This window comes from Rhizobium gallicum bv. gallicum R602sp (assembly GCF_000816845.1).
GTDB lineage: Bacteria > Pseudomonadota > Alphaproteobacteria > Rhizobiales > Rhizobiaceae > Rhizobium > Rhizobium gallicum.
This window is the reverse complement of record NZ_CP006877.1, coordinates 1,445,707-1,468,959: the sequence shown is the minus strand read 5'-3', so window position 1 is coordinate 1,468,959 and position 23,253 is coordinate 1,445,707. Positions and strand designations below refer to the sequence as shown.

General features: G+C 59.7%; 23 protein-coding genes, 2 pseudogenes and 1 riboswitch. Of the genes and pseudogenes, 12 read left to right on the top strand and 13 right to left on the bottom strand.

The features are described from left to right. Window positions 1-35: 35 nt before the first annotated feature. The 5 genes and pseudogenes from RGR602_RS07210 to clpP form a co-directional block, all read right to left on the bottom strand. Window positions 36-938, bottom strand: a pseudogene (locus RGR602_RS07210) (DMT family transporter); the annotation flags it as partial. An 82-nt stretch (window positions 939-1,020) separates the two neighbouring features. Beyond that, window positions 1,021-1,173: riboswitch (FMN riboswitch) on the bottom strand. A 120-nt stretch (window positions 1,174-1,293) separates the two neighbouring features. Then, window positions 1,294-1,569 carry a DNA-binding protein HupB gene (gene hupB, locus RGR602_RS07205; protein ID WP_028739578.1) on the bottom strand — a complete coding sequence of 92 codons (276 nt, stop codon included), beginning with the start codon at window positions 1,567-1,569 and terminating at the stop codon, window positions 1,294-1,296. A gap of 205 nt (window positions 1,570-1,774) precedes the next feature. Continuing rightward, window positions 1,775-4,192, bottom strand: a complete 2,418-nt coding sequence (gene lon / locus RGR602_RS07200) for an endopeptidase La (protein WP_039844552.1) — start codon at window positions 4,190-4,192, stop codon at window positions 1,775-1,777. 401 nt (window positions 4,193-4,593) lie between these two features. After that, window positions 4,594-5,871, bottom strand: a complete 1,278-nt coding sequence (clpX, locus tag RGR602_RS07195) for an ATP-dependent Clp protease ATP-binding subunit ClpX (protein WP_022714809.1) — start codon at window positions 5,869-5,871, stop codon at window positions 4,594-4,596. Between the two features lie 302 nt (window positions 5,872-6,173). Beyond that, window positions 6,174-6,803, bottom strand: coding sequence for an ATP-dependent Clp endopeptidase proteolytic subunit ClpP (gene clpP / locus RGR602_RS07190; protein ID WP_039844551.1), 630 nt, complete (start codon window positions 6,801-6,803; stop codon window positions 6,174-6,176). A gap of 368 nt (window positions 6,804-7,171) precedes the next feature. Here clpP and RGR602_RS07185 point away from each other — a divergent pair, with 368 nt between their 5' ends. Both RGR602_RS07185 and RGR602_RS07180 read left to right on the top strand, forming a co-directional pair. Then, window positions 7,172-8,425 (top strand): sensor domain-containing diguanylate cyclase, encoded by a 1,254-nt coding sequence (locus RGR602_RS07185; RefSeq protein ID WP_039844550.1) that lies wholly within the window; start codon window positions 7,172-7,174, stop codon window positions 8,423-8,425. Between the two features lie 50 nt (window positions 8,426-8,475). Further along, on the top strand, window positions 8,476-9,720 hold the full coding sequence (locus RGR602_RS07180) for a cytochrome P450 (protein ID WP_039844549.1): 1,245 nt from the start codon (window positions 8,476-8,478) through the stop codon (window positions 9,718-9,720). A 17-nt stretch (window positions 9,721-9,737) separates the two neighbouring features. Here the strand turns inward: RGR602_RS07180 and RGR602_RS07175 are convergent, their stop codons facing one another. Then, window positions 9,738-10,454, bottom strand: coding sequence for a DUF1194 domain-containing protein (locus RGR602_RS07175; RefSeq protein WP_170251229.1), 717 nt, complete (start codon window positions 10,452-10,454; stop codon window positions 9,738-9,740). Between the two features lie 325 nt (window positions 10,455-10,779). Then, window positions 10,780-11,583, bottom strand: a pseudogene (locus RGR602_RS07170) (SDR family NAD(P)-dependent oxidoreductase). Window positions 11,584-11,725: 142 nt separating this feature from the next. Here RGR602_RS07170 and RGR602_RS07165 point away from each other — a divergent pair. Continuing rightward, window positions 11,726-12,193, top strand: a complete 468-nt coding sequence (locus RGR602_RS07165; RefSeq protein ID WP_039844548.1) for a MarR family winged helix-turn-helix transcriptional regulator — start codon at window positions 11,726-11,728, stop codon at window positions 12,191-12,193. A 21-nt stretch (window positions 12,194-12,214) separates the two neighbouring features. Here RGR602_RS07165 and RGR602_RS07160 read toward each other — a convergent pair whose 3' ends face one another. From RGR602_RS07160 to RGR602_RS07150, 3 genes are all read right to left on the bottom strand, one after another. Then, entirely contained in the window at window positions 12,215-12,559 is a 345-nt protein-coding gene (locus RGR602_RS07160) for a cupin domain-containing protein (protein WP_039844547.1), read from the bottom strand. Window positions 12,560-12,565: 6 nt separating this feature from the next. Next, a complete protein-coding gene (locus RGR602_RS07155; RefSeq protein WP_039844546.1) occupies window positions 12,566-13,849 on the bottom strand; it encodes an O-acetylhomoserine aminocarboxypropyltransferase in 1,284 nt (427 codons plus the stop codon). Window positions 13,850-13,953: 104 nt separating this feature from the next. Next, window positions 13,954-14,382, bottom strand: a complete 429-nt coding sequence (locus tag RGR602_RS07150) for a CoA-binding protein (RefSeq protein WP_022714794.1) — start codon at window positions 14,380-14,382, stop codon at window positions 13,954-13,956. Between the two features lie 97 nt (window positions 14,383-14,479). Between RGR602_RS07150 and RGR602_RS07145 the strand changes: the two genes are divergently transcribed. Next, window positions 14,480-14,803 (top strand): hypothetical protein, encoded by a 324-nt coding sequence (locus RGR602_RS07145; RefSeq protein ID WP_039844545.1) that lies wholly within the window; start codon window positions 14,480-14,482, stop codon window positions 14,801-14,803. A 133-nt stretch (window positions 14,804-14,936) separates the two neighbouring features. Here the strand turns inward: RGR602_RS07145 and RGR602_RS07140 are convergent, their stop codons facing one another. After that, entirely contained in the window at window positions 14,937-15,227 is a 291-nt protein-coding gene (locus RGR602_RS07140) for a hypothetical protein (RefSeq protein WP_039844544.1), read from the bottom strand. A gap of 49 nt (window positions 15,228-15,276) precedes the next feature. Between RGR602_RS07140 and RGR602_RS07135 the strand changes: the two genes are divergently transcribed. Then, entirely contained in the window at window positions 15,277-16,113 is an 837-nt protein-coding gene (locus tag RGR602_RS07135) for an EamA family transporter (RefSeq protein ID WP_039844543.1), read from the top strand. A gap of 296 nt (window positions 16,114-16,409) precedes the next feature. Here the strand turns inward: RGR602_RS07135 and RGR602_RS07130 are convergent, their stop codons facing one another. Beyond that, window positions 16,410-17,240, bottom strand: a complete 831-nt coding sequence (locus tag RGR602_RS07130) for an enoyl-CoA hydratase (protein WP_039844542.1) — start codon at window positions 17,238-17,240, stop codon at window positions 16,410-16,412. A 73-nt stretch (window positions 17,241-17,313) separates the two neighbouring features. On the opposite strand from RGR602_RS07130, the gene RGR602_RS07125 reads away from it, so the two are divergent. From RGR602_RS07125 to rpsI, 3 genes are all read left to right on the top strand, one after another. Next, a complete protein-coding gene (locus tag RGR602_RS07125; RefSeq protein ID WP_039844541.1) occupies window positions 17,314-17,739 on the top strand; it encodes a PaaI family thioesterase in 426 nt (141 codons plus the stop codon). A 229-nt stretch (window positions 17,740-17,968) separates the two neighbouring features. Continuing rightward, window positions 17,969-18,433, top strand: a complete 465-nt coding sequence (rplM, locus tag RGR602_RS07120; protein WP_039844540.1) for a 50S ribosomal protein L13 — start codon at window positions 17,969-17,971, stop codon at window positions 18,431-18,433. A 2-nt stretch (window positions 18,434-18,435) separates the two neighbouring features. After that, window positions 18,436-18,903, top strand: coding sequence for a 30S ribosomal protein S9 (gene rpsI / locus RGR602_RS07115; protein WP_022714787.1), 468 nt, complete (start codon window positions 18,436-18,438; stop codon window positions 18,901-18,903). Window positions 18,904-18,977: 74 nt separating this feature from the next. Here the strand turns inward: rpsI and RGR602_RS07110 are convergent, their stop codons facing one another. Beyond that, window positions 18,978-19,439, bottom strand: coding sequence for an Lrp/AsnC family transcriptional regulator (locus RGR602_RS07110; RefSeq protein ID WP_039844539.1), 462 nt, complete (start codon window positions 19,437-19,439; stop codon window positions 18,978-18,980). Window positions 19,440-19,591: 152 nt separating this feature from the next. Here RGR602_RS07110 and RGR602_RS07105 point away from each other — a divergent pair, with 152 nt between their 5' ends. The 4 genes from RGR602_RS07105 to RGR602_RS07090 all read left to right on the top strand — a co-directional run bounded on the left by RGR602_RS07105 (window position 19,592) and on the right by RGR602_RS07090 (window position 23,245). Next, entirely contained in the window at window positions 19,592-20,383 is a 792-nt protein-coding gene (locus RGR602_RS07105; protein WP_039844538.1) for a phenylalanine 4-monooxygenase, read from the top strand. An 84-nt stretch (window positions 20,384-20,467) separates the two neighbouring features. Beyond that, window positions 20,468-21,421 (top strand): agmatinase, encoded by a 954-nt coding sequence (gene speB, locus RGR602_RS07100; RefSeq protein ID WP_039844537.1) that lies wholly within the window; start codon window positions 20,468-20,470, stop codon window positions 21,419-21,421. A gap of 78 nt (window positions 21,422-21,499) precedes the next feature. After that, entirely contained in the window at window positions 21,500-22,432 is a 933-nt protein-coding gene (argC, locus tag RGR602_RS07095; protein ID WP_039844536.1) for an N-acetyl-gamma-glutamyl-phosphate reductase, read from the top strand. 21 nt (window positions 22,433-22,453) lie between these two features. Beyond that, on the top strand, window positions 22,454-23,245 hold the full coding sequence (locus tag RGR602_RS07090) for a sulfite exporter TauE/SafE family protein (protein WP_039844535.1): 792 nt from the start codon (window positions 22,454-22,456) through the stop codon (window positions 23,243-23,245). Window positions 23,246-23,253: the final 8 nt, after the last annotated feature.

Genomic DNA, 23,253 nt, shown 5'->3' with positions numbered 1-23,253 from the left:
ATGACAGGCGGCGCGTTTTGCACCGCCATGTTCGATGCAGCCGTCTGCTCGCGGCGCAGTTCGTTGCGCATGATGAAGAGGGAGGCGCAAAAGATCAATGCCGCTCCGAGCCAGAGGTAACCGGTAGGCGCATAGCCGAAGACGGGCCAACCGGCAAAGACGTTGAGCGGCAGTTTGAGATCGTCGAAGGGCTGCCCATAGGCAGCATCGGCCGCTGTATAGGCAAGTGTGAGAAAATACTGCGCGAGCACAGTCAGCAGGCCGGCGAGTACGAAAAGCCCCAGCTTGACGCCCGCCGGAACCTCGAAGCCGGCCGCCAGCGCAAGCCCGCCATTGATGGGCGTCAGAAGCACCAGCAGCCAGACCGTGATGGTTTCGGGCCGCTCGATTCCCGTCAGATTCTTGGTGATCAGCGAGGAAGCGCCCGGAGCAGCGCCGAGAGGATCGGAAGCAGGGCCGCCCAAGTGAAACTGACCGACCAGGGCCGCAAGATGATCATCGCACCGGCAAAGCCGGCGACCGTTGCCGTCCGACGGGCCGGACCAACCCGTTTCCTGAGCAAGGGTCTCGTACCGAGAATGATAAAAAAGGCGATGTCATCACCAGCGCGGTCGCCTGCCAGATTGGCACGGAGGCGAGCCCCGTGACCCAGGCTTCGACGCCAAGCGCCGCACAGGCGACGCGCACGACATGGCGCCAGGATAATTGGTGCGCATCGCCGAAAAGCCGGCCCGGTAGAGGAACGGCAGGGAGAAGACGAGCGCGAAGGCATATTGCCAGAAGGCAATGGAGGCTGACGGGAAGGCAAGCTTCATCGCCGCCCATTGCGTGACGACGTTGAGGATCGAGAAGACCACGCCGGCCAGCACCATCCAGGCGGCACCTGCCATGGCATGCGACGTTGAAATAATGAGGGAAGTCTGATTCAGGTCATTCATCCAAGATAAAAAGGACCAACACACATCAGGACGCATGAGCGCAACAGCACCGCCGGACAGTTCCCTGTCCCTTCGTGCATGCGATCATTCTCTTTCATCCGGACTATGACCGTCGGCTCCGGCATCGCACCTGATCTGCTGACCCCTCCCCCCCATGGGCGCGCTAAAGGCGCTCGCGGGCTCGGGCCGAGGCCCTTACCGCCGGTGGGGACTTTCACCCGCCCTGAGAACTGAAAAGCCGTAGATGAAACTTGAAAAGCCCGCAAGACCTGCGGAAAGTGGAAAGGGTCCGGCTTTCGCCGGACCCCTCCAAACCTGGGCTGCCAGTCTCGTTATCCGGCGGCCAGAAATCTCATTAGCCGTTAACGGCATCCTTCAGGCCCTTGCCGGGCGTGAACTTCGGCACGTTGCGAGCCGGAATATTGACTTCGGCGCCGGTGGACGGATTGCGGCCCTTGGTGGCAGCGCGATGAGAAACGGTGAAGCTGCCGAAGCCGGCGAGACGGATGTCGCCCTTCTTCTTCAGTTCAGCCTGGACAACGTCGAAAACAGCGTCGACAGCAGAGGCAGCGTCAGCCTTGGTGAGGCCAGCCTTTTCGGCAACTGCGGACACGAGTTCATTCTTGTTCATGTTTCCACCCCTTTCAATGGTTCGAAACGACTCAAATCTGTAAGCCAGGCACAGAATAAGTTTCATCAGGCCCGCCGCAACCCAAAAGCCCTGCAAATCAAGGAAAAGCAAGCGGCTCTGTGACGTTTTCACAAAAAAGGCTGGCGTTTTAAGCCAGCCTTTTCCGAGTTTTGCAGCATTTTGACATAAATGTGGCAGGCAGCGCTCAGTGAGCGATGGCTGCACCTGTCTCATCGAGGCCCTCGACCGTCGCGATGACCGGCGTTTCAACCGTTCCATCCCATTCGATCGGTTCAGGCCTGCGAACCAGCGCATGCTTGATCACCTCGCCCATGCGGGATACCGGGATGATTTCCATGTTGTTCTTCACGTTGTCCGGAATCTCCGCCAGATCCTTGGCATTTTCTTCCGGGATCAGCACCTTCTTGATGCCGCCGCGAAGCGCTGCGAGCAGCTTTTCCTTCAGGCCGCCGATCGGCAGAACGCGGCCGCGAAGGGTGATCTCGCCGGTCATGGCAACATCCTTGTTGACCGCAATGCCGGTCATGATCGAGACGATCGCGGTTGCCATGGCGACACCGGCCGAGGGGCCATCCTTCGGCGTCGCGCCTTCCGGCACGTGCACGTGGATGTCGCTCTTGTCAAAGCGCGGCGGCTCGATGCCGAAATCGACAGCGCGCGAGCGAACGTACGAGGCCGCAGCGGAGATCGACTCCTTCATGACTTCCTTCAGGTTGCCTGTGACCGTCATGCGGCCCTTGCCCGGCATCATCACGCCTTCGATCGTCAACAGCTCGCCGCCGACTTCGGTCCAGGCAAGACCGGTGACCACGCCGACCTGGTCCTCGCGCTCGGCTTCGCCGTGGCGGAAGCGCGGAACGCCCAGATAGTCGTCGATGTTGGCGGCCGTGACGGCGACCGACTTCGCCTTGCCCTTGATGATCTCGGTCACCGCCTTGCGGGCGAGCTTCATAAGTTCGCGCTCGAAGTTACGCACGCCGGCTTCGCGGGTGTATTGCTGGCTGATCGCCATCAGGGCATCGTCGCTGACGGAAAATTCCTCCGGCTGCAACGCATGTTCCTTGATGGCCTTCGGCAGCAGGTGCCGCTTGGCGATCTCGCGCTTTTCGTCTTCGGTGTAGCCGGCGATACGGATGATCTCCATGCGGTCCATCAAAGGTGCCGGGATGTTCAGCGTATTCGCCGTCGTGATGAACATCACGTCCGACAGGTCGTATTCCACTTCCAGGTAGTGATCCATGAAGGTCGAATTCTGGGCCGGGTCGAGCACTTCGAGCAGGGCCGAGGACGGATCGCCGCGGAAATCCATGCCCATCTTGTCGATCTCGTCGAGCAGGAAGAGCGGATTGGACTTCTTCGCCTTCTTCATCGACTGGATGACCTTGCCGGGCATCGAGCCGATATAGGTGCGGCGGTGACCGCGGATTTCGGCTTCATCGCGAACGCCGCCGAGCGCCATACGGACATACTCACGGCCGGTCGCCTTGGCAATCGACTGCGCAAGCGAGGTCTTGCCGACGCCCGGAGGGCCGACGAGGCACAAGATCGGGCCCTTGAGCTTGGCTGCACGGGCCTGCACGGCGAGATACTCGACGATCCGCTCCTTGACCTTGTCCAGGCCGAAGTGATCGGCTTCGAGGATCTGCTCTGCGTGGTTGAGGTCCGACTTTATCTTCGATTTCTTGCCCCACGGAATGCCGAGCAGCCAGTCGAGATAGTTGCGCACGACGGTTGCTTCGGCAGACATCGGGCTCATCTGGCGCAGCTTCTTCAGCTCCGCGTCAGCCTTCTCGCGCGCTTCCTTGGAAAGCTTGGTCTTGGAGATGCGCTCTTCCAGTTCGGCCATTTCGTCGCGGCCTTCCTCGCCGTCTCCGAGCTCCTTCTGGATCGCCTTCATCTGCTCATTGAGGTAGTATTCGCGCTGGGTCTTCTCCATCTGTCGCTTGACGCGCGAGCGGATGCGCTTTTCGACCTGCAGGACCGAAATCTCGCCTTCCATGAAACCGAGCGCCTTTTCGAGGCGAGCCTTAACGCTGGTGGTTTCCAGCATCTCCTGCTTTTCGGTAATCTTGATCGAAAGGTGCGAAGCAACCGTATCGGCGAGCTTGGAATAATCGTCGATCTGGCTGGCAGCGCCGACCACTTCAGGCGAGATCTTCTTGTTGAGCTTCACATAGCTCTCGAACTCCGAAACGACGGAGCGCGACAGCGCTTCCAGCTCGACCGGGTCGTCATGCGGCTCGTCAAGCACATGGCCGAGCGCCTCGTAGAAATCCTCGCGGCTGGTATAGGCATCGATCTCGGCACGGGCGCGGCCTTCGACAAGAACCTTCACGGTGCCGTCGGGCAGCTTCAGGAGCTGCAGAACATTGGCAACCGTGCCGACATTATGAATTGCTGAAGGATCCGGATCATCATCGCTTGCGTTGATCTGGGTGACCAGCATGATCTGCTTGTCAGAACCCATGACCTCTTCAAGCGCGCGGATCGACTTTTCCCGTCCGACGAACAGCGGCACGATCATATGGGGGAAGACCACGATGTCGCGCAGGGGCAAAACAGGATAGGCAGTGCTGCTCGCTACAGACGTTTTCTTCGTCATTTTATTTCCTTTCCATCGTCCCGTTTCCGGGCTCTTTGCGCGGCCGCATGCGATCGGCCGGCGCTCTCACTTGGGCTACAAGTGGAGGTTCTGACTATGCATTTCAAGCCACGCTAACGCCCGCGTTCCACGGTTGTGACAGCTTTATTACAACGGAACGCTAGTACAATGAAGCGCCTAACTGGATCGACGCTTACCGCTTTCGAACCGGCTAAAACACCAGGCCGGAAAACCCGCTATGGAATCATTCCATCATCCCCAAGGACGGAACATTCCGCAACGTCAGCAATAGCGTTTTCCCAGTCTTGCCAGCCATTATTAACAGGACCATACACGGTTTTTCAAATAGAAAGGGGCCTGCCTTCGGCAAGCCCCTAAATCTAACCATACGAGGACGGGCATCAGGCCGAGGCGTTTGCCTTTTCCTCCTGCCGGTCTGCATAGATGTAGAGCGGACGGGCAGAACCGCGGGCAACTTCCTCGGAGATAACGACTTCGCGAACGCCTTCCAGCGCCGGCAGTTCGAACATCGTATCGAGCAGGATCTTTTCCATGATCGAGCGAAGGCCACGGGCACCGGTCTTGCGTACGATCGCCTTGCGGGCGATTTCGCGGAGCGCGTCCTCATGGAAAGTGAGCTCCACGTCTTCCATCTCGAACAGGCGCTGATACTGCTTGATGAGTGCGTTCTTCGGTTCCGAAAGAATCTGGATCAGCGCATCCTCATCGAGGTCTTCGAGCGTTGCCAGTACCGGCAGACGACCGATGAATTCCGGAATGAGGCCAAACTTCACCAGATCTTCCGGCTCGAGTTCGCGCAGCACCTCGCCGACGCGGCGGTCATCCGGCGCCTTGACGGTCGCACCGAAGCCGATCGATGTCTTCTCGCCGCGTGCCGAGATGATCTTGTCCAGACCCGCGAAGGCGCCGCCGCAGATGAACAGGATGTTCGTCGTGTCGACCTGCAGGAATTCCTGCTGCGGATGCTTGCGGCCGCCCTGCGGAGGAACGGAAGCGACCGTGCCTTCCATGATCTTCAGAAGCGCCTGCTGCACGCCCTCGCCCGACACGTCGCGAGTAATCGAGGGATTGTCGGACTTGCGGGAGATCTTGTCGACCTCGTCGATATAGACGATGCCGCGCTGGGCGCGCTCGACATTGTAGTCGGCGGACTGCAGAAGCTTCAGGATGATGTTTTCGACGTCTTCACCGACATAGCCGGCTTCGGTCAGCGTCGTTGCATCGGCCATCGTGAAGGGAACGTCGATGATGCGGGCGAGCGTCTGGGCGAGATAGGTCTTGCCGCAGCCGGTCGGGCCGACCAACATGATGTTCGATTTTGCCAGTTCGACTTCACTGTTCTTGGTGGCATGCGCCAGGCGCTTGTAATGGTTGTGGACGGCAACCGACAGTATCTTTTTCGCCTGCCGCTGGCCGATGACGTATTCGTCGAGAACCTTGATGATGTCCTGGGGCGTGGGAACGCCGTCGCGAGACTTGACCATCGAGGACTTGTTCTCCTCGCGGATGATGTCCATGCACAGTTCGACGCATTCATCGCAGATGAAGACGGTCGGCCCGGCGATTAGCTTCCGGACTTCGTGCTGGCTCTTTCCGCAGAACGAACAATACAGGGTATTCTTGGAGTCGCCGCCGTTGCTGCCGCTGACCTTGCTCATATCACTTTCCTTCCAGCACGCCGCATTTCAAGGTGAAATCGCGGTCCACTCAATGGCCCGCCGGCCTGCTCCCACCGGAGCATCAGCCGGCCAAGGCTTTAAGGGGTATAAACCGGTACCCAGCCAAAACATGCCCGGGTTCCGGCGGCAACGAACTCCCCTTCGAATGCCGAATGCTATGTCATACAGATTCAACATAGCATTAATAGTTACTATTAGCGTCTTCGCTACCGCATTAAACCCCTTGTTCAATCACAAATGGGATAGAACTGTGGCGGCAAAAACACCATCCCTATTAATTACTAGGCCTGATCACCTTCCATTTCGATGCGCGACGTCAGGACCTTGTCGATCACGCCCCAGCTCTGAGCCTCGTCGGCATCCATGAAGTGGTCACGGTCGAGGGTCTTTTCAACTTCTTCGTAGCTGCGGCCGGTATGCTTCACGTAGACCTCGTTCAGCCGGCGCTTCATCTTCAGGATATCCTTGGCGTGGCGCTCGATGTCGGATGCCTGCCCCTGGAAGCCGCCTGAGGGCTGGTGAACCATGATGCGGGAATTCGGAGTGGCAAAGCGCATATCCTTGTGGCCGGCGGCCAGAAGCAGCGAGCCCATCGAGGCCGCCTGGCCGATGCAAAGCGTCGAAACGGCGGGCTTGATGAACTGCATCGTGTCATAGATCGCCATGCCGGCACTCACGACGCCGCCCGGCGAATTGATATAGAGCGCGATTTCCTTCTTCGGGTTTTCGGCCTCGAGGAAGAGAAGCTGGGCGCAGACGAGCGTCGCCATGTGATCCTCGACGGCGCCCGTCAGGAAGATGATGCGTTCCTTCAGCAGGCGGGAATAGATGTCGTAGGAGCGTTCACCGCGATTGGTCTGTTCCACGACCATCGGCACGAGGGCCATAGCGGTATCGACTGGGTTTCTCATGTGCGTCCTTTGCCAACGTCTGCCGGCTGCCGCCGGGAATCAAAGAAAATGCTTCATCCCTACATAGAGTGTCACCGCCCTCTTCTTCAAGACACGCATAAGGATAACGTTAAGAAGCGGAGCCCGGCGCAGGATGAACCTCATGACAGGGCTATCTCCCAGCTGCCGCTTGACCGGGAGAGGCCACCAAGCGCGCTCACAGCTTTTCTCCGCGACAGGATGAACGAACCCTAAATACACTCGGATAGTCCCTGAGGCGGTTTACCTTGTGGAAAGCCTAATGGCGAATATAGGGCACAAGGCGTTCCGGCATTAATCGACTGGAGAATTTCGGCGGCGAAACTGCCCGCATTCCAAGGGGTGTTGCCGTGTTTAATATTACTACAGGATTAGCCATCTGGTGCGCGGAAGCCATGACGCTCGCGTTGCTGCTGTTCATGGCCTGGCGCCATAACGTCCGCAACAGGGCCTATCTTCATTGGAGCCTCGGGTTCCTGTTGAGCGGCACCGGTTTTGCCATGATCGCGCTGCGCAGCCAAATCCCCGATATCCTGTCGATTGAGGCCGGCAATGCGACCGCACTCCTCGGCCAGAGCGCCTGGGTTGCAGGCTTCATGGCGCTCGATCGCCGGAAGATCGAATGGTGGGCGCTGCTGCCGCCGGCGATATGGCTTGCCGGCGTTTACCTGCCCTGGGTCAACGACGACTACGGCAACCGCGTCATCCTTTACAATCTTGCTTCGGCGACCGGCGCCACCGGCCTTGCCATGGCCGTCTGCAGCGCCGGCATGCGCCGCGAACCGACGCGCGGCAAACTTGCCGCCGTCTTCATCGGCCAGGCATGGCTCTGCTTTGCCGTGGCTCTGACGATGGCCGTGACCTTGCCGAGCGACGCAGAAGCGACCAACTACAGCGGCGCAGCTGCCATGGCGAGCGCCTTTCTGCTGACGATCGCCTTCGCATTCACCTGCCGCATGGTCATGGAACGTTCCGAAAAGCACTTGCGCGCCTTGAGCCTCACCGATTCATTGACCGGCGTCTGGAACCGCCGCGGCCTTTTCGCCCGGTTCGATGCAATGCATGAGAAGGCCTTCGACGACAAGCGCCAGATCGCAGTCCTGCTTTTCGATCTCGATCATTTCAAACGCGTCAACGACCGTTTCGGCCATCAGGCGGGCGACGCCGTTCTTTCGGCATTTGCGAGGACGGCGCGCCAGTTCGTGCCGGACAACGTCTTTGGCCGCATGGGAGGCGAGGAATTCGCAGCCTTCGCGATCGTTTCCGACCAGATGGAGGCGGAGGCGCTTGCTGAATCGATCCGCGCCGAATTCTGCCGCGTGCCGGTCGCAACCGGCGAGGCGATCGTGCCGGCCACCGTCAGCATCGGCATTGCGCTCAGCTCTGCGGCCGAAACCAATATGGACAAGCTGATTTCCGCAGCCGACCGTGCACTCTATGCGGCAAAGGCCGCTGGCCGGAACTGCAGTGTCATTTTCGGGGCGGAAGAAGCCGCCGCCCCCGCACCTGCGGAAATGGACAAGAATGCCGGCGAGTTGGTCCCGACGGTTGACGATCAGGTCGACGCGCTCCGGCGGATGGGCTCGCTGTCGCGCGCCAGCTGACCGTCCGATCCACCTTTTCGGGGCCTGTCAAATCCGCTAAGCCTGCGAACATGATGATAGCGCCCTTTTTCTCGATCGATCCCGCCACCCGCCGCGTTTCACTCGACAGCAGCGATCCGGCTTTCTACGGCAATCCGAACGAGGTCTATAAGGCGCTGCACTGCCATTGTCCGACCTTCTACTGGGAACAGCAGAAGCAGTGGTTCTTCACCGGCTACGACCATGTGAACGGCTTGCTGCGCGACCGGCGCTTCGGCCGCCAGATCCTGCATATCGCGACGCGCGAAGAGCTGGGCCTTGCCGAGCCGGAGCAGCATCTGGCAAATTTCGATCTGGCCGAGCGCTACTCGCTGCTCGAACTCGAGCCGCCGGAGCACACGCGCCTGCGCACCCTCGTCAACCGCGCCTTCGTCTCACGCCATGTCGAAAAGATGAAGCCGGAGCTTGCGGAGCTCGCGAACAAGCTCATCGACGGTTTCAAGGACAAGGGCGAGGTCGAACTGCTTTCCGCCTTCGCCGATATCATCCCGGTGACGATGATCGCCCGCATGATCGGCATTCGGGAAGAAATGGGACCGCAGCTTCTTGCCTGGTCACACGCCTATATCCGCATGTATCTTTTCGGCCGCACGCGCGAAGACGAGGACGGCGCCGAGCGAGCCGCAAGCGACTTTTCCGATTATGTGAAGACGGTGATTGCCGAGCGCCGCGCCAACCCGCGCGACGATCTGCTGACGCACATGATCCACACGGAGCACAAGGGCCAGTACCTGACCGATGCCGAGTTGGTTTCGACAACGATCGTGCTCCTCAATGCCGGCCACGAGGCGACCGTGCACCAGATCGGCAACTCGGTCCGCGTCATCCTGGAAAGCGGATGTGATCCCGCCGAACTGTTCAAAGACGAAGCGGCGACGGAGTGCACGGTCGAGGAAACGCTGCGTATCTGCGCGCCGGTGCATATCTTCCAGCGCTGGGCCTTGGAGCCCGTTGAGATCGATGGCATCTCCTTCAAGCGGGGCGACAAGGTGAGCCTGATCCTTGCCGCCGCCAATCTCGATCCCGCGAGATTCACCGATCCGCTGAGCTTCAGGCCCGACCGAAACGAAGCGCCTAACCTCTCCTTCGGGGCCGGCATCCACTTCTGCATCGGCGCGCCGCTCGCCAGGCTCGAACTCAACGTCGTCCTGCCGATCCTCTTTGAACGGCTGCCGGGCCTCAAGTTGGCGAAGACGCCGTCTGTGAAGGACGTCTACCACTTCCACGGGCTGGATGCGCTGAATCTGGCCTGGTGACGATTGTCCGCCAAAGCTCAGCGATGCCGGGCCTTATCGCCGATCGCTGCGATTTCGCTCATGTTGGAGATTTCGCGCAAAAGCTTGCGATAGATTGCCGGCGAATATTCTTCTGGAGCTGCGACCGGCTCAGCAAAGGCGTCTGGTCCGCCGATCACCTCGCTGCGGAAATAGGCAAGCAAGTTTTCGGGCGATATGACCTCTCCTTCATCGCCCAGCAGTCCGCCATACACAACAGCTAGGGCATTGATGGTGATTCCGCGGGCAAGGACCCCGGCGCGGACGGGCATGACATCGCGCCCCTTGTTGTTGACGCCGTCGCCGGAGATATTGACGAGCGAGCGCGTCGCCTCATAGCCGCTGGAGCGGATCAGATAATCGGCATAGGAAAGTATGGCGCTGATGGACGTGCCTCGGTGTATCTTTGCCGGTAAACTCACCTCAAGCTTCAGCGAAAACATCCAGGAATCCATCTCATTCGCGATGAGGGTCCATGGAATGACTAGCCTTCGCTGTCCGTCGCCGCCCCATTCGACATAAGTGACGGCGATCCGGCCGTGCCTGCCTGCTGCGATCGCTTCGATGATTTCCGGGCGCCGGAACGCTTCGACGAAGCCCCGCTGCTGCAGCGCCTTTTCCTCCGCATCCATTGATGTCGATACGTCAGCCGCGATCACCAGCTGCATATCCACAAACTCGCCGGCCACGGCGACATTGAATATTGTCACAGCCATCGAAAGACCGGCAAGCAATACAGCGATATGGCGGTGCCCTCTGGATGTTTCCCTCCACACCTGCATGTCACCTGCCCAAGAAGAGTTGATTGATTGCGTGAAAAGAGGCGTACGGACGAAATTCCCGGCGCAAAGATAAGGCCGGATGGCGGTTTCAATACTGGAAAGCGATCTCAAGTTAAATTAGCTAAATATAATATGATTTGCTCGCGGTCAGCTGTAGTAATACTTCCGAACTAGCGCCTTGATCGAAACGGAACGGAGCGCTTGCTTCAGAAATACCTGGAACTGCGTTGGTTCGCCGCAGTCCAAGACAGTGCGCGCCTCAGACCCTCGGGGCGCCATAGCGGGCGGCCGGGTGGTCGTGCGAGAGGTTGGGGCCAAGCGCCGAACGGGCAGCGCTAAACGCGTTCCAGTCGGCATTGTCCGGAAGAGAGGGAATGGTGACGAGTTCGCCCTGATCGAAGCCTGCCAGTGCCGCATCCACCATGTCCGTCACGTCCATGATCATCGTCGGCGGGAACCGGTCGAAGGAGCTGCCGACACGGTCGAAAATTTCGGTCCGCGTCAATCCGGGAAGCACGGCCTGGACCTACACGCCCTTCGGCCCCGCTTCGGCGTTGATCGCCTGCGTCAGATTGAGCACGAAGGCCTTGGTGGCGCTGTAGGTGCCGTTGAAACGCTCGGCGATCAGCGCGACGACCGACGCGATGTTGATGATGGCGCCCTTGCCTCGTTTGGCGAATGTCTGCGCCGCGGCGATGCCGAGCCGGTTCACGGCTACGACATTCAATTCGATCATCGTTTCGAGATAGTCGATGTCATCATCCAGCAGCGTGCCTTTCGGACCGATTCCGGCATTGTTGACGAGAAGCGTGATATCTTCATCCTGACGCAGCCGTTGTTCGACCTTGCGGACATCTTCACGCTCCGTGAGATCGGCCGGCAGCACCTCTGCCTTGATGCCCCGCTCTGCCGTTATCTTTTCAGCAAGCGCATGCAGCCGACTGGCATCGCGGGCGACAAGCAGGAGATCATAGCCACGTTTGGCCAGGCGATCGGCATAGGTCGCGCCGATCCCCGAGGAAGCGCCGGTCACGAGTGCAGTTCCAAGGGACGAGCGAGACATCGGTAATCCTTTCCGAGGTTTTTAGTGGTATATACCACCATATTCGGAACCTGATTTCCCGCAAGAGCAATCGATGGAAAAATTCCAAGTGGCGATTGACTGATCGTCAACAATCCGCAGACATCGCCTCAGGAGAGCGATTATGGACGAGAAGACCGAAGGCTTTGAAAGCTGGGCCTATTGCAGCAACAGCGCATTGCGCCGCGCCACCCGGCAACTCGGCCAGCTCTATGACGATGTGCTGGCACCAAGCGGGCTCAAGGCGACGCAATACGGCCTGCTCAGCCAGATTCACTTCAACGGCAACCCTTCCCTGAAATCCCTGGCCGATGGCTTGGTGATGGATCTTTCCGCACTTGGACACACACTCAAACCCCTCATCCGCGACGGACTTGTGGAACTCGTGCCTGACGAGAAGGACCGCCGCGTGAAGCGGGCAAGATTGACGGAGATCGGCGTCGAAAAGTGGCAAGGGGCGCAGCTGCTTTGGCGCGCGGCGCATTCGCGTTTCGACAACGCCTTCGGCGAAGCGGAATCCGCAGCGCTGCGCAATGCGATGAACCGCATCGCTTCGCCGGACTTTGCAAAGAAATTCGTCGCCGGCCACTGAAAAGGACAGAGGTACTGCGCCCTAAACCCGGATCACATAATCCTTGCGAGTCGTTTCAACGACTTCCCAGGTTCCCTTGAAACCGGGCTTTAGAATCATCCGGTCACCTGCCTTCAGATGCACCGGCTCGCCGCCGTCCTCGGTGACGATCGAGTGCCCGCAGAGCACGTTGAAATATTCCCACTCGTCATAGGAAATTCGCCATTTGCCGGGGGTCGCCTCCCAGACGCCCGAATAGAGGCCGCCTTCGGCCGCCTCCAGGTTCCAGGTGCGAAACTGCGGATTGCCGGAAACGATGCGGTCCGCGTCCGGTGCGCCGAACTCGGGTTCAGTTCCGTCTATGCCGAAGGTGATCTTGTTTGCCATGGGACCTCACATCTTCGAAAGCGACTGCTCAAGGTCGGCGATGATGTCCTTTACGTCCTCGATGCCGATCGAGAGGCGGACGACATCGGGACCGGCGCCGGCGGCGGTCTTCTGTTCGTCGGTCAGCTGGCGGTGGGTGGTCGAGGCCGGGTGTATGACCAGAGAGCGCGTATCGCCGATATTGGCGAGGTGGGAGAAGAGCTCCAGGCCCTCCACCAGGGCCTTGCCCGCCTCGTAGCCGCCCTTGACGCCAAAGGTAAAGACCGAGCCTGCACCCTTCGGCGAATAGCGCTGCTGCAGGGTGTGGTTCGGATCATCTTCGAGACCCGCATAGTTCACCCAGGCGACCTTGCTGTGTGCTTTCAGCCATCTGGCGACCGCTATGGCATTGTCGCTGTGGCGCTGCATCCTTAGTGGCAGCGTTTCGATGCCGGTGAGGATCAGGAAGGCGTTGAAGGGCGAGATGGCCGGGCCGAGGTCGCGAAGGCCGAGCACGCGGGCGGCGATTGCGAAGGCGAAATTGCCGAAGGTCGAATGCAGCACCATGCCGTTATATTCCGGGCGCGGCGTGGACAGCATCGGATAGTTGCCGGACTTTGACCAGTCGAAGGTGCCGCCATCGACGATGATGCCGCCCATGGAATTGCCATGGCCGCCGAGGAACTTCGTCAGCGAATGCACGACGATGTCGGCGCCATGCTCGATCGGCCGAATGAGGTAAGGCGTGGCCATCGTGTTGTCGACGATAAGTGGCAGGCCGTACCTGTGGGCCACCTCGGCAATCGCCGCGATGTCGACGAACGTGCCGCCGGGATTGGCCAGGCTTTCGATGAAGATCGCCCGCGTCTTCTCATCGATCTGGCTTTCAAAACTTGCCGGATCGAGGGAATCGGCCCAGCGCACCTGCCAGCCGAAATTCCCGAAGGCATTGCCGAACTGATTGACCGAGCCGCCGTAGAGCTGCCTGGCCGCGACGAAATTCTCGCCCGGACGCATGATCGTATGAAAGACGATGACCTGCGCGGCGTGACCCGAAGCCACGGCAAGCGCTGCCGTGCCGCCTTCAAGGGCTGCCACGCGCTCTTCCAGCACTGCCTGCGTCGGGTTCATGATGCGCGTATAGATATTGCCGAAGGCCTGCAGGCCAAAGAGCGAGGCCGCGTGATCGGAATCGTTAAAGACGAAGGCTGTCGTCTGATAGATCGGCGTTATCCGCGCGCCCGTCGCCGGATCCGGCTGCGCACCGGCATGGATTGCCAGCGTGTTGAAACCCGGATCGCTCGTCGCCATGTCGTCCTCCCGTCGCTATCGATGGCGGGAGCATAGACTACGATCCGCAAATGTTAATCGCTTTGCGTTTCAACCACCGGGCGTCTGGAGAAAAATCCGTGCACTCACGCGGCAAGGCGCGGGATTTCGATTGCCGGGCAGCGGTCCATCACAACTTTTATGCCAGCTTCCTCCGCCTTCGCTGCGGCGGCATCGTCGCGCACGCCGAGCTGCGACCAAATCACCTTCGGCCGCAAGGGAAGAGCCAGAGCTTCATCAACGACACCATGGAGATATTCCGAGGCGCGGAAGACGTCGACCATATCGACCGGCACCGGGATATCGGCAAGCCGGGCATAGACGAGCTGGCCCTGGATCTGCTTGCCTGCCTGCCCGGGGTTGACGGGAATGACATTGTAGCCGCGCGACAGGAGATAGCCCATCACGCCGTTGCTCGGCCGGGCCGGATTGGGCGACGCCCCGGTCAGCGCGATCGTCTTCACGGAGTTCAAAATTCCGGCAATGTAATCGTCCGGATAACGGTCGTGATTCATCAGCTTTCCTCCAGTCGACATTATTTGCAGAGAGTTGAAACTGACAGTTCCTTCGGGCGTATATATAGGCATCCGGGTTCCCAAGGAGGAACAACCCATGAAAAAACTCGCTCTCACCGCAGCACTTGTCCTTGCGGCCTCACCATCGCTGGCGATCTCCCGCTACAATCCGATGTCCATGACCTGCCAAAGTGCCCGCGCCGCAATCCACAATCAAGGCGCCGTCATCTTCCGCTGGACCTCGCCGCGCGGCCTTCCGCTTTACGATCGCTACGTCCGCAACAGTCGGTACTGCGACGCTAACGAATATGCGGAGTGGAAGAACATACCGACCAGAGACGACCGGTCCTGCCCGGTCCTCAACTGCCAGAGTATCGACAATCTTGACGGGATGTTCTTCATACCAAACCACTCCCTGTAGCAGGCGTTCGGACGCGAAAACGATTTCGCAAGAGCCGGAAACACGCAGCTTCCGGCCTTTGTATATCAGAAGCGGTTCGAATTGCTACTTGGGTTTGCATCAAAATGGATATAGCAAAATTATAGAACAATCTCTATATTACAGAAGTATAAATCGAGAATGGACTAAGCGGAGAAATGTTATCATCTATTAAACTTCTTTTGTATTCTTTTTGTTCCTTTTTCGTTCTTGGGTCTATTAGAAACACCTCATAGTTGAGTGTACGCAGCCAAAATAAACGTATTTCGAGCGCGTGGGCTACGCCCCGGAGGTACTGCTCGTTAGCGCCGGAACCGAGCATGACGATTCTCATTTTCAAGCAGGAGACCAGCCACCGGTTGCAAAATCCGCTCGCAAGATTGATTTTCGCATCAACACGGCTCATACCCATTCTCCCCAACTAGCCTTCCCCTTCTCCCATTCCGGTCCGCATCGTGCCCCTCGACGTCATTCTGCTCGTTCTCTTCGGTGCATTCCTGCATGCGACTTGGAATGCGATCATCAAGGCGGGGACCAACAAATCGCTGGACGCGGCGCTTGTTTCGGCCGGCGGGGCGGTGGCGGCGCTGCCGTTCCTGCCCTTTCTGCCGCTGCCGCAGCCAACGGCCTGGCCCTTCATCGGCGCGTCGGCCGTCCTGCAATTTGCGTATTTTCAATTGGTCGCGGCCGCTTACCGCGCAGGCGATATCGGCCTCGTCTATCCGCTGATGCGCGGCTGCGCGCCGCTCCTCATCACCGCCACAAGCGGCTTCGTGTTGAACGAAAGCCTTTCGGGCGGCGCGCTCATCGGCACGATGACGATCTGCGCCGGCATTCTGACCCTTGCCTTCGAGGCGCGGCGCGGCAGCAAACATGCCATCATGCTCGCGCTCGTCAATGCCTGCGTCATCGCTACCTATACTTATGTCGACGGCATCGGCGCACGCGTCTCCGGCAATGCGGTGTCCTATACGCTGTGGATGGCGCTGCTGCCGCCGGTGCTGCTCTTTGCATGGGCGATCTCGCGCCGCGGCCTTCTCGCGGTCGCGGTGCATGTCCGCTACAATTGGTGGCGCGGTCTGATTGGCGGCACCGGTTCGATCGCCTCCTACGGCTTCGCCCTCTGGGCCATGACCAAGGCGCCCGTCGCCACCGTCGCCGCGCTGCGGGAAACGTCGATTCTCTTCGCGCTCATCATTTCAGTGCTGGTCCTGAAGGAGAAAGCCAGCCCATGGCGTTATCTCGCAGGCGTGATCATCGCGAGCGGCGGACTGATCCTGAAGCTCGGGTAAGAACTACGCCGCGCGCTGGAATAACCTCGTTTGAAATCCGCTCGCCCTTCTCACGTTCTGCAATAGCCAGATCGCAAGCAGATTGCAGATTGAGCCAAAGCTGCGGATCGTTTCCCTTCTTCGAAGCGAAGGCATTGACGCCAAGGGCCATTGATTGTCATTGCCCACTGATCTTTCCGATCGCAGCTCAATTTATGCAGTCCAACAGATTTTAGCTTAAATCGTCCAGCGATTTCGCATAGTGAGCACGACTAGCATTTGGCCCTGGCTGCTCGTCCCGCAGAATGTCGAGCGCGCTACTCGCCGGTCCAACTCGGCACCCGTTTTGCAAGAAACGCGCCGATGCCCTCTTCCGCGTCTGCAGTCAGCATGTTGTCGACCATCACCTGGGCCGCGTGGCTGTATGCCTCTTCTGTCTGCATTTCGAGCTGGCGGTAGAAGGCCTCCTTGCCGATCTTCAGCGTCAAGGGTGATTTCGAAGCGATGACCGAAGCGTATTTGCTCACGACCTGCGTCAGATACTGCTTGGGTACGATCCGGTTGACGAGGCCGAAGTCCTTGGCGGTCGAAGCATCGATCGTTTCGCCGGTCAGCAGCATTTCCATCGCCTGCTTCCGGTGCGCGGCGCGCGTAACGGCGACCATTGGCGTCGAGCAGAACAACCCAATATTGACGCCAGGTGTGCAGAAGGTCGCGGTGTCGGTACAGATCGCAAGGTCGCAGGAGACGACGAGCTGGCAGCCGGCTGCCGTCGCAAGCCCGTCGATCTGCGCGATCACCGGTTTCGGGAGGCGGGTGATCTCCAGCATGAGATCGGCTGCAAGCGCAAATGTCTCCTCAAAGAAGGCCACCCCGCCATCGGCATCGGCACGATGCTCCGTCATCTCCTTGAGATCGTGACCCGCAGAGAACACATCGCCGGTCGAGGCGATGACCACTACGCGGACTTCGCCGTCTTCAGCGGCTTTCTGAAGCTCGCCCATCAACAGTTCCATCACCGCGATCGAAAGCACGTTCGCCGGCGGGTTGTTGAGCGTGAGTCGCAGCACGCCATCGGCAAGCGAGCGGGTAACGAGGACGCTCCCATCCTCGTTTGCGCCCTTCCGGAAGGATACGACTTCGGCCATTGTCTAACTCCTTACATTGCGATTTCGTGCTAACAGTTCTGTCACAAGCTATCGGCAATTTCGAGGAGAAGCGATGCAGCCGGTCATGACGATCGAGGAGGTCCACCAGTTTCTGGAGACCGATTTCCCGCAGATCCACACGGACGGGCGCGTCTTTACCGTGACGGACATTACGCCCGGCAGTGTCTCGACGCGGTTCGATCCGTCAAAAAGGCATCTGCGCCCTGGCGGCACCGTGTCCGGTCCTGCCCTCTTCACGCTGGCGGACGTCACCGCCTATGCAGCGGTGCTTGCCCATATCGGCCCGGTCGCACTTGCCGTCACGACCAGCCTCAACATCAATTTCCTGCGCCTGCCGAAGCCGCAGCCGACGACCTGCACCTGCCGGATCCTCAAGCTCGGAAAGCGGCTCGCCGTTATCGACGCCGCCATCTTTCAGGAAAATCCGGCCGAGTTGGTGGCCCATGCGACGGCAACTTATTCGATTCCACCGCGATAAAAGTACGGTATCATATTACCACATCGCTAACTTATTGATTTTGTTTAGTATTTTTTACAGTGGCGCAAACAGGTGATATTGACCATTAAGACCTTTCCCTCTATACACCGCGCCAGAAACGCAGCCTTTCCGGGCTGCTTTCTTTTTGGCGCGCTTCCAGGTGCGTCAAACCAAGCAACAAGAAACGCCCTTCGCCCTCGGGCTCAGGGATCCAAAAGAGAGAATTACTATGGCAACCTTCTCCCAGAAGCCTGCAGAGGTGGAGAAGAAGTGGGTGATCATCGACGCCGAAGGGCTTGTCGTTGGCCGCCTCGCTTCACTCATCGCCATGCGTCTGCGCGGCAAGCACAAGGCAACCTTCACGCCTCACGTTGACGACGGTGACAACGTTATCGTCATCAATGCCGACAAGGTCGTTTTCACCGGCAAGAAGTATTCCGACAAGGTCTACTACTGGCACACCGGTTATGCCGGCGGCATCAAGGAGCGCACCGCTCGCCAGATCATCGAAGGCCGCTTCCCGGAGCGCGTCCTCGAGAAGGCCGTCGAGCGCATGGTCCCGCGTGGTCCGCTCGGCCGTCGCCAGATGAAGAACCTCCGCGTCTACTCCGGTTCCAACCATCCCCATGAAGCACAGCAGCCGATCGTCCTCGACGTCGCCAAGCTGAACAAGAAGAACGTAAGGAGCGCCTGATAATGGCTGACCTCTCTTCCCTGAAGGACCTCGGCACGTCGTCGGAAGCAGCTGCTCCGGTTCACGTCCGCAAGGTCGATTCGCTTGGCCGCTCCTATGCGACCGGCAAGCGTAAGGATGCCGTAGCCCGCGTTTGGCTCAAGGCCGGCTCCGGCAAGATCACCGTCAACGGCAAGGACTTCACGGCATACTTCGCCCGTCCGGTCCTGCAGATGATCCTGCGTCAGCCGATCGTCGCTGCAGCCCGCGACGGCCAGTTCGACATCGTTGCAACGGTTGCAGGCGGCGGTCTTTCCGGCCAGGCCGGTGCCGTTCGTCACGGTCTCTCGAAGGCACTCACCTACTTCGAGCCGGGCCTTCGCGGCGTGCTCAAGAAGGGCGGCTTCCTGACCCGCGACAGCCGCGTCGTCGAGCGTAAGAAGTACGGCAAGGCCAAGGCCCGCCGTTCGTTCCAGTTCTCGAAGCGCTAATCGCTTCAGAATACGGATTTTGCAAAGGCCGGGTCTTTCCCGGCCTTTTCTTTGCCATCGCCGGCAACCGGTCCTCAGATCGGCAGCTCTGTCGTCGACTTCAGTTCGCGCAGGACGAAGCTCGACACCACATTGCGCACATGTGGATTGCGCATCAGGTACCGCGTCATGAAAGCCTCGTAGGCTTCGACGTCGCGCGCCCTGATCTTCAGCATATAGTCGAACGTCCCCGATAGCGCATAGCATTCCATGATCTCGGGCCGGTCGCGCACTGCGGCGGCAAAGGCCTCGATCGCCTCTTCGTGGTGATCCTCCAAGGTTACATGGGCGATGATGCAGAGCTTGAGATCGAGCTTTGCCGGATCGAGGAGCGCCACACGCTTGCGAATGACGCCTTCCGTCTCGAGTTCCTGCATCTTGCGCCAGGCGGTGCTTTGCGACATGCCGGCCTTTTCCGCCAGCTCGGCGAGCGACAGACTGCTGCCGGCCTGCACAAGCTGCAGGAGCTTGCGGGCGGCCTTCAAATTTTCTTTCATTCTTACCCCTCCTCATGGATTATTCTCCCATTTTCCAACCATAATCCGGCAATGCTGAAATGTTTACCCGCATTCCCAGGGATATAATGGTGACATGACAGCCGGAGGTCGGAATCGCCCGGCTCATTGGATCAGAGACCGGGAGGCCGCTCATGACCAAGGAAAGCACCTACACGGCGAACCTGCCGGATGCGAACGGCATCTATCACTACACCGCTGAAGAAGACAAAATCTGGAGCGAGCTCTATCAGCGCCAGATGACGCTGCTCGCCGACAAGGCCTGCCGGGAATATCTGGACGGCGTGAAGACCCTCGGGCTGAAGCCGGAAAAGGTTCCGCAGCTTCGCGACGTCAATCGGCGTCTTAACGAAACCACCGGCTTCGGCGTGGAAGGCGTCCCTGCTCTCATCCCGCCGTCGCGCTTCTATGAATTGCTTTCGCAGGCCAAGTTTCCGCTGGCGACGTTCATCCGGCGCCGCGAGCATATCGATTATATCGAAGAGCCGGATATCTTCCACGAGGTGTTCGGCCACTGTCCGCTCCTGACCAACCAGAGCTACGCCAATTTCGTCCGCCGCTTCGGCGAAAAGGCCGTCGGCCTTGGCAAGGGGTACTCCTGGCATCTGTTTCGGATTTTCTGGTTTACTGTGGAATTCGGCCTCATCAACACGCCGCAGGGACGCCGCTGCTTCGGCGCCGGTATCGTCTCTTCGCCCAACGAGACGCGGGCGGCAATGGAAGGCAAGGCATGCGAATTCCGGCCTTTCGACCTTATGACGGCGCTGAGAACGCCTTACCGGATCGATATCGTCCAGCCGATTTATTACGTGATCGACAGCTTTTCGCAGTTGGAGTCGATCATCGAGGAAGATATCGGTGCACGCATCAACGAGGCCAAGGCTCTCGGCGACTTCCCGCCGGCATTCGAAGCCAAGGCGTCCTGAGCGACAGGAATTTCGTTTCGTTCGGGGCTTGCCTTGTCAGCCGTGATTGTCCAACGTCCCGCCAACATGTGATGGAGGGCCGCCATGGCAGAAAAGTCGATCGATCACGCTTTTATGGCGACCAGCCTCACATCCTCGGCCACTGATCCAACCTTTGCCGGAGCGCTCTCCTTCATGCGGCGTCGGTTCACCAAGGTTCTGACAGGCGCCGACGTCGTCGTCTGGGGTATTCCCTTCGATGCGGCAACCTCCAACCGGCCGGGAACGCGCTTCGGGCCGCAGGCGATCCGTCGCGCCTCGGCGATCTTCGACAACGATCCGCAATATCCCTTCAATCGCGATCTCTTCGCCGAAATGGCGGTGATCGACTACGGCGACTGCCTGCTTGACTACGGCAATCACCAGGAGACGCCGGCGGCAATCGAGCGGCAGGCGAATACGATTCTTGACAGCGGCGCCTTCCTCCTCACGCTTGGCGGCGACCACTATATCACATGGCCGATCCTCAAGGCGCATGCGGCCAGGCACGGTCCGTTGGCGCTGGTGCAGTTCGACGCGCATCAGGATACGTGGCTCGACGACAACCGGCGGATCGATCACGGCTCCTTCGTCGCACGCGCGGCCCGCGACGGCATCATCGACCCGGACCGCTCCATCCAGATCGGCATCCGCACCCACGCGCCGGAGGATTTCGGCATTCGCATCCTCTACGGCCACCAGGTCGAAGAAATGAATGCCGCTGAGATCGCTTCGGCAATAGTCTCGCACACCAAGGACGCTCCGGCCTATCTGACCTTCGATATCGACTGCCTCGATCCGGCCTATACGCCAGGCACCGGCACGCCAGTAGCGGGCGGGCCGTCGAGCGCCAAGATCCTTTCGGTCCTGCAACGCCTGCAGCAGCTCGATATCCGCGGCGCAGACGTGGTCGAGGTCTCGCCGCCTTATGATCACGCCGATATCACCGCCATTGCAGGGGCGACGGTCGCGATGTATATGCTGGGGCTCCGCGCCGAGCGGCACGCAGCGGCACGCTAGGCCGTTATCAAACTGATTCAACTTCATGGCACACTGATTCCGGAAGCAACCCGAACTCATTGAAAGCGCAGGATTATCATGGCACCGAAAATCTTCATCGATGGCGAACACGGCACAACGGGTCTGCAGATCCGCACGCGCATGGCCGGCCGCCGCGATGTCGAGCTTCTGTCCATTCCGGAGGCTGAACGCCGCAATGCCGCGATGCGCGAGGACCTGCTGAACAGCGCCGACATCGCCATCCTCTGCCTGCCCGACGACGCGTCGAAGGCAGCCGTCCAGATGGTTTCGGCGAACAACAATGTGCGCGTTATCGACACGTCGACCGCCTTCCGCGTCAATCCCGGCTGGGCTTACGGCTTTGCCGAAATGGACAAGGAGCAGGCCGAAAAGATCAGGGCCGCGCGTTTTGTCGCAAACCCCGGCTGCTACCCGACGGGCGCCATCGGCCTCATCCGGCCGTTGCGCGCTGCAGGCATTCTGCCGGACGGCTATCCAGTCACCGTCAATGCGGTCTCCGGCTATACCGGCGGCGGCAAGCAGATGATCGCGCAGATCGAAGACCAAAGCCGCGACGATGCAATCACCGCGCCGCATTTCCTCTATGGCCTGCCGCTGACACACAAGCATGTGCCGGAGATGAAAATCCATGGCCTGCTCGACCGAGCGCCAATCTTCTCGCCTTCGGTCGGCAAGTTCGCGCAGGGGATGATCGTCCAGGTGCCGCTGCATCTCGACGGTCTCTCGGGCGATGCGACGCTCGAAAGCATCCATGCGGCCCTGACAGCGCATTATGCCGGTCAGGATATCGTCACGGTCGTTCCGCTCGAAACGAGTCGCACACTTGCCCGTATCGATGCCGTGGAGCTTGCCGGTAAGGACACGATGAAGCTCTTCGTGTTCGGCACGCCGGGCGCCAGTCAGGTCAACCTCGTCGCTCTGCTCGACAATCTTGGCAAGGGCGCCTCGGGTGCGGCCGTCCAAAACATGGACCTGATGCTCGCCTCGTAAACCTTCCGGAGCCCCAAGGACATGCCGATCGATACGCTTTCGGCCGGCGTTGCTGAATGGTTTTCCGCTGCGTTGCCGGATCACGGCATCTATGCGCTAATCTTCTTTGCCTTCATTGCCGGACTCGCGCGCGGCTTTTCGGGCTTCGGGGCGGCGCTGATCTTCATTCCGCTTGGCGGTGCGATTGTCGGCCCGAAGTTGATTTCTCCCGTTTTGCTTCTCATCGACGGGCTTGCGACACTTGGCATGATCCCGCCTGCCTGGCGCAGCGCCGACCGGCGTGAAGTCTTCGCGATGGCGATCGGCGCGGCTCTCGGCGTTCCCGCGGGCACAGTTGCACTTGCGCTGATGGATACCTTGACGCTCCGCTGGATCATCACCGCCGTGGCTATATCGCTGCTGGCGCTCCTCGTGTCCGGCTGGCGCCATCAAGGCGAGCCGCGCGCGCCGCTCAGTGCCGGGATTGGCCTTATCGCCGGTCTTTTCAGCGGCGCGGCACAGCTTGGCGGCCCGCCGGTCGTTGCCTATTGGCTCGGCGGCAAGAGCGGGTTCACCCGCGTCCGGGCAAATGTCATCCTCTACTTCTCGATCTCCACCTCCTTCAGCGCGATCAGCTATTATGCCGGAGGGCTTTTCGTGCAGGCCGTCTTTGCTCTGACGCTCGTCATCCTGCCAGGCTATGCGCTCGGCCTCTATGGCGGCTCGAAGCTGTTCGGCTTGGCGAAGGAGAGCACGTTCCGGCTGATCTGCTATCTGCTCATCGCCGCGGCCGCCATCATCGGCATGCCAGCGCTCGACGGGATTTTGCGGTAAGCTCCTGA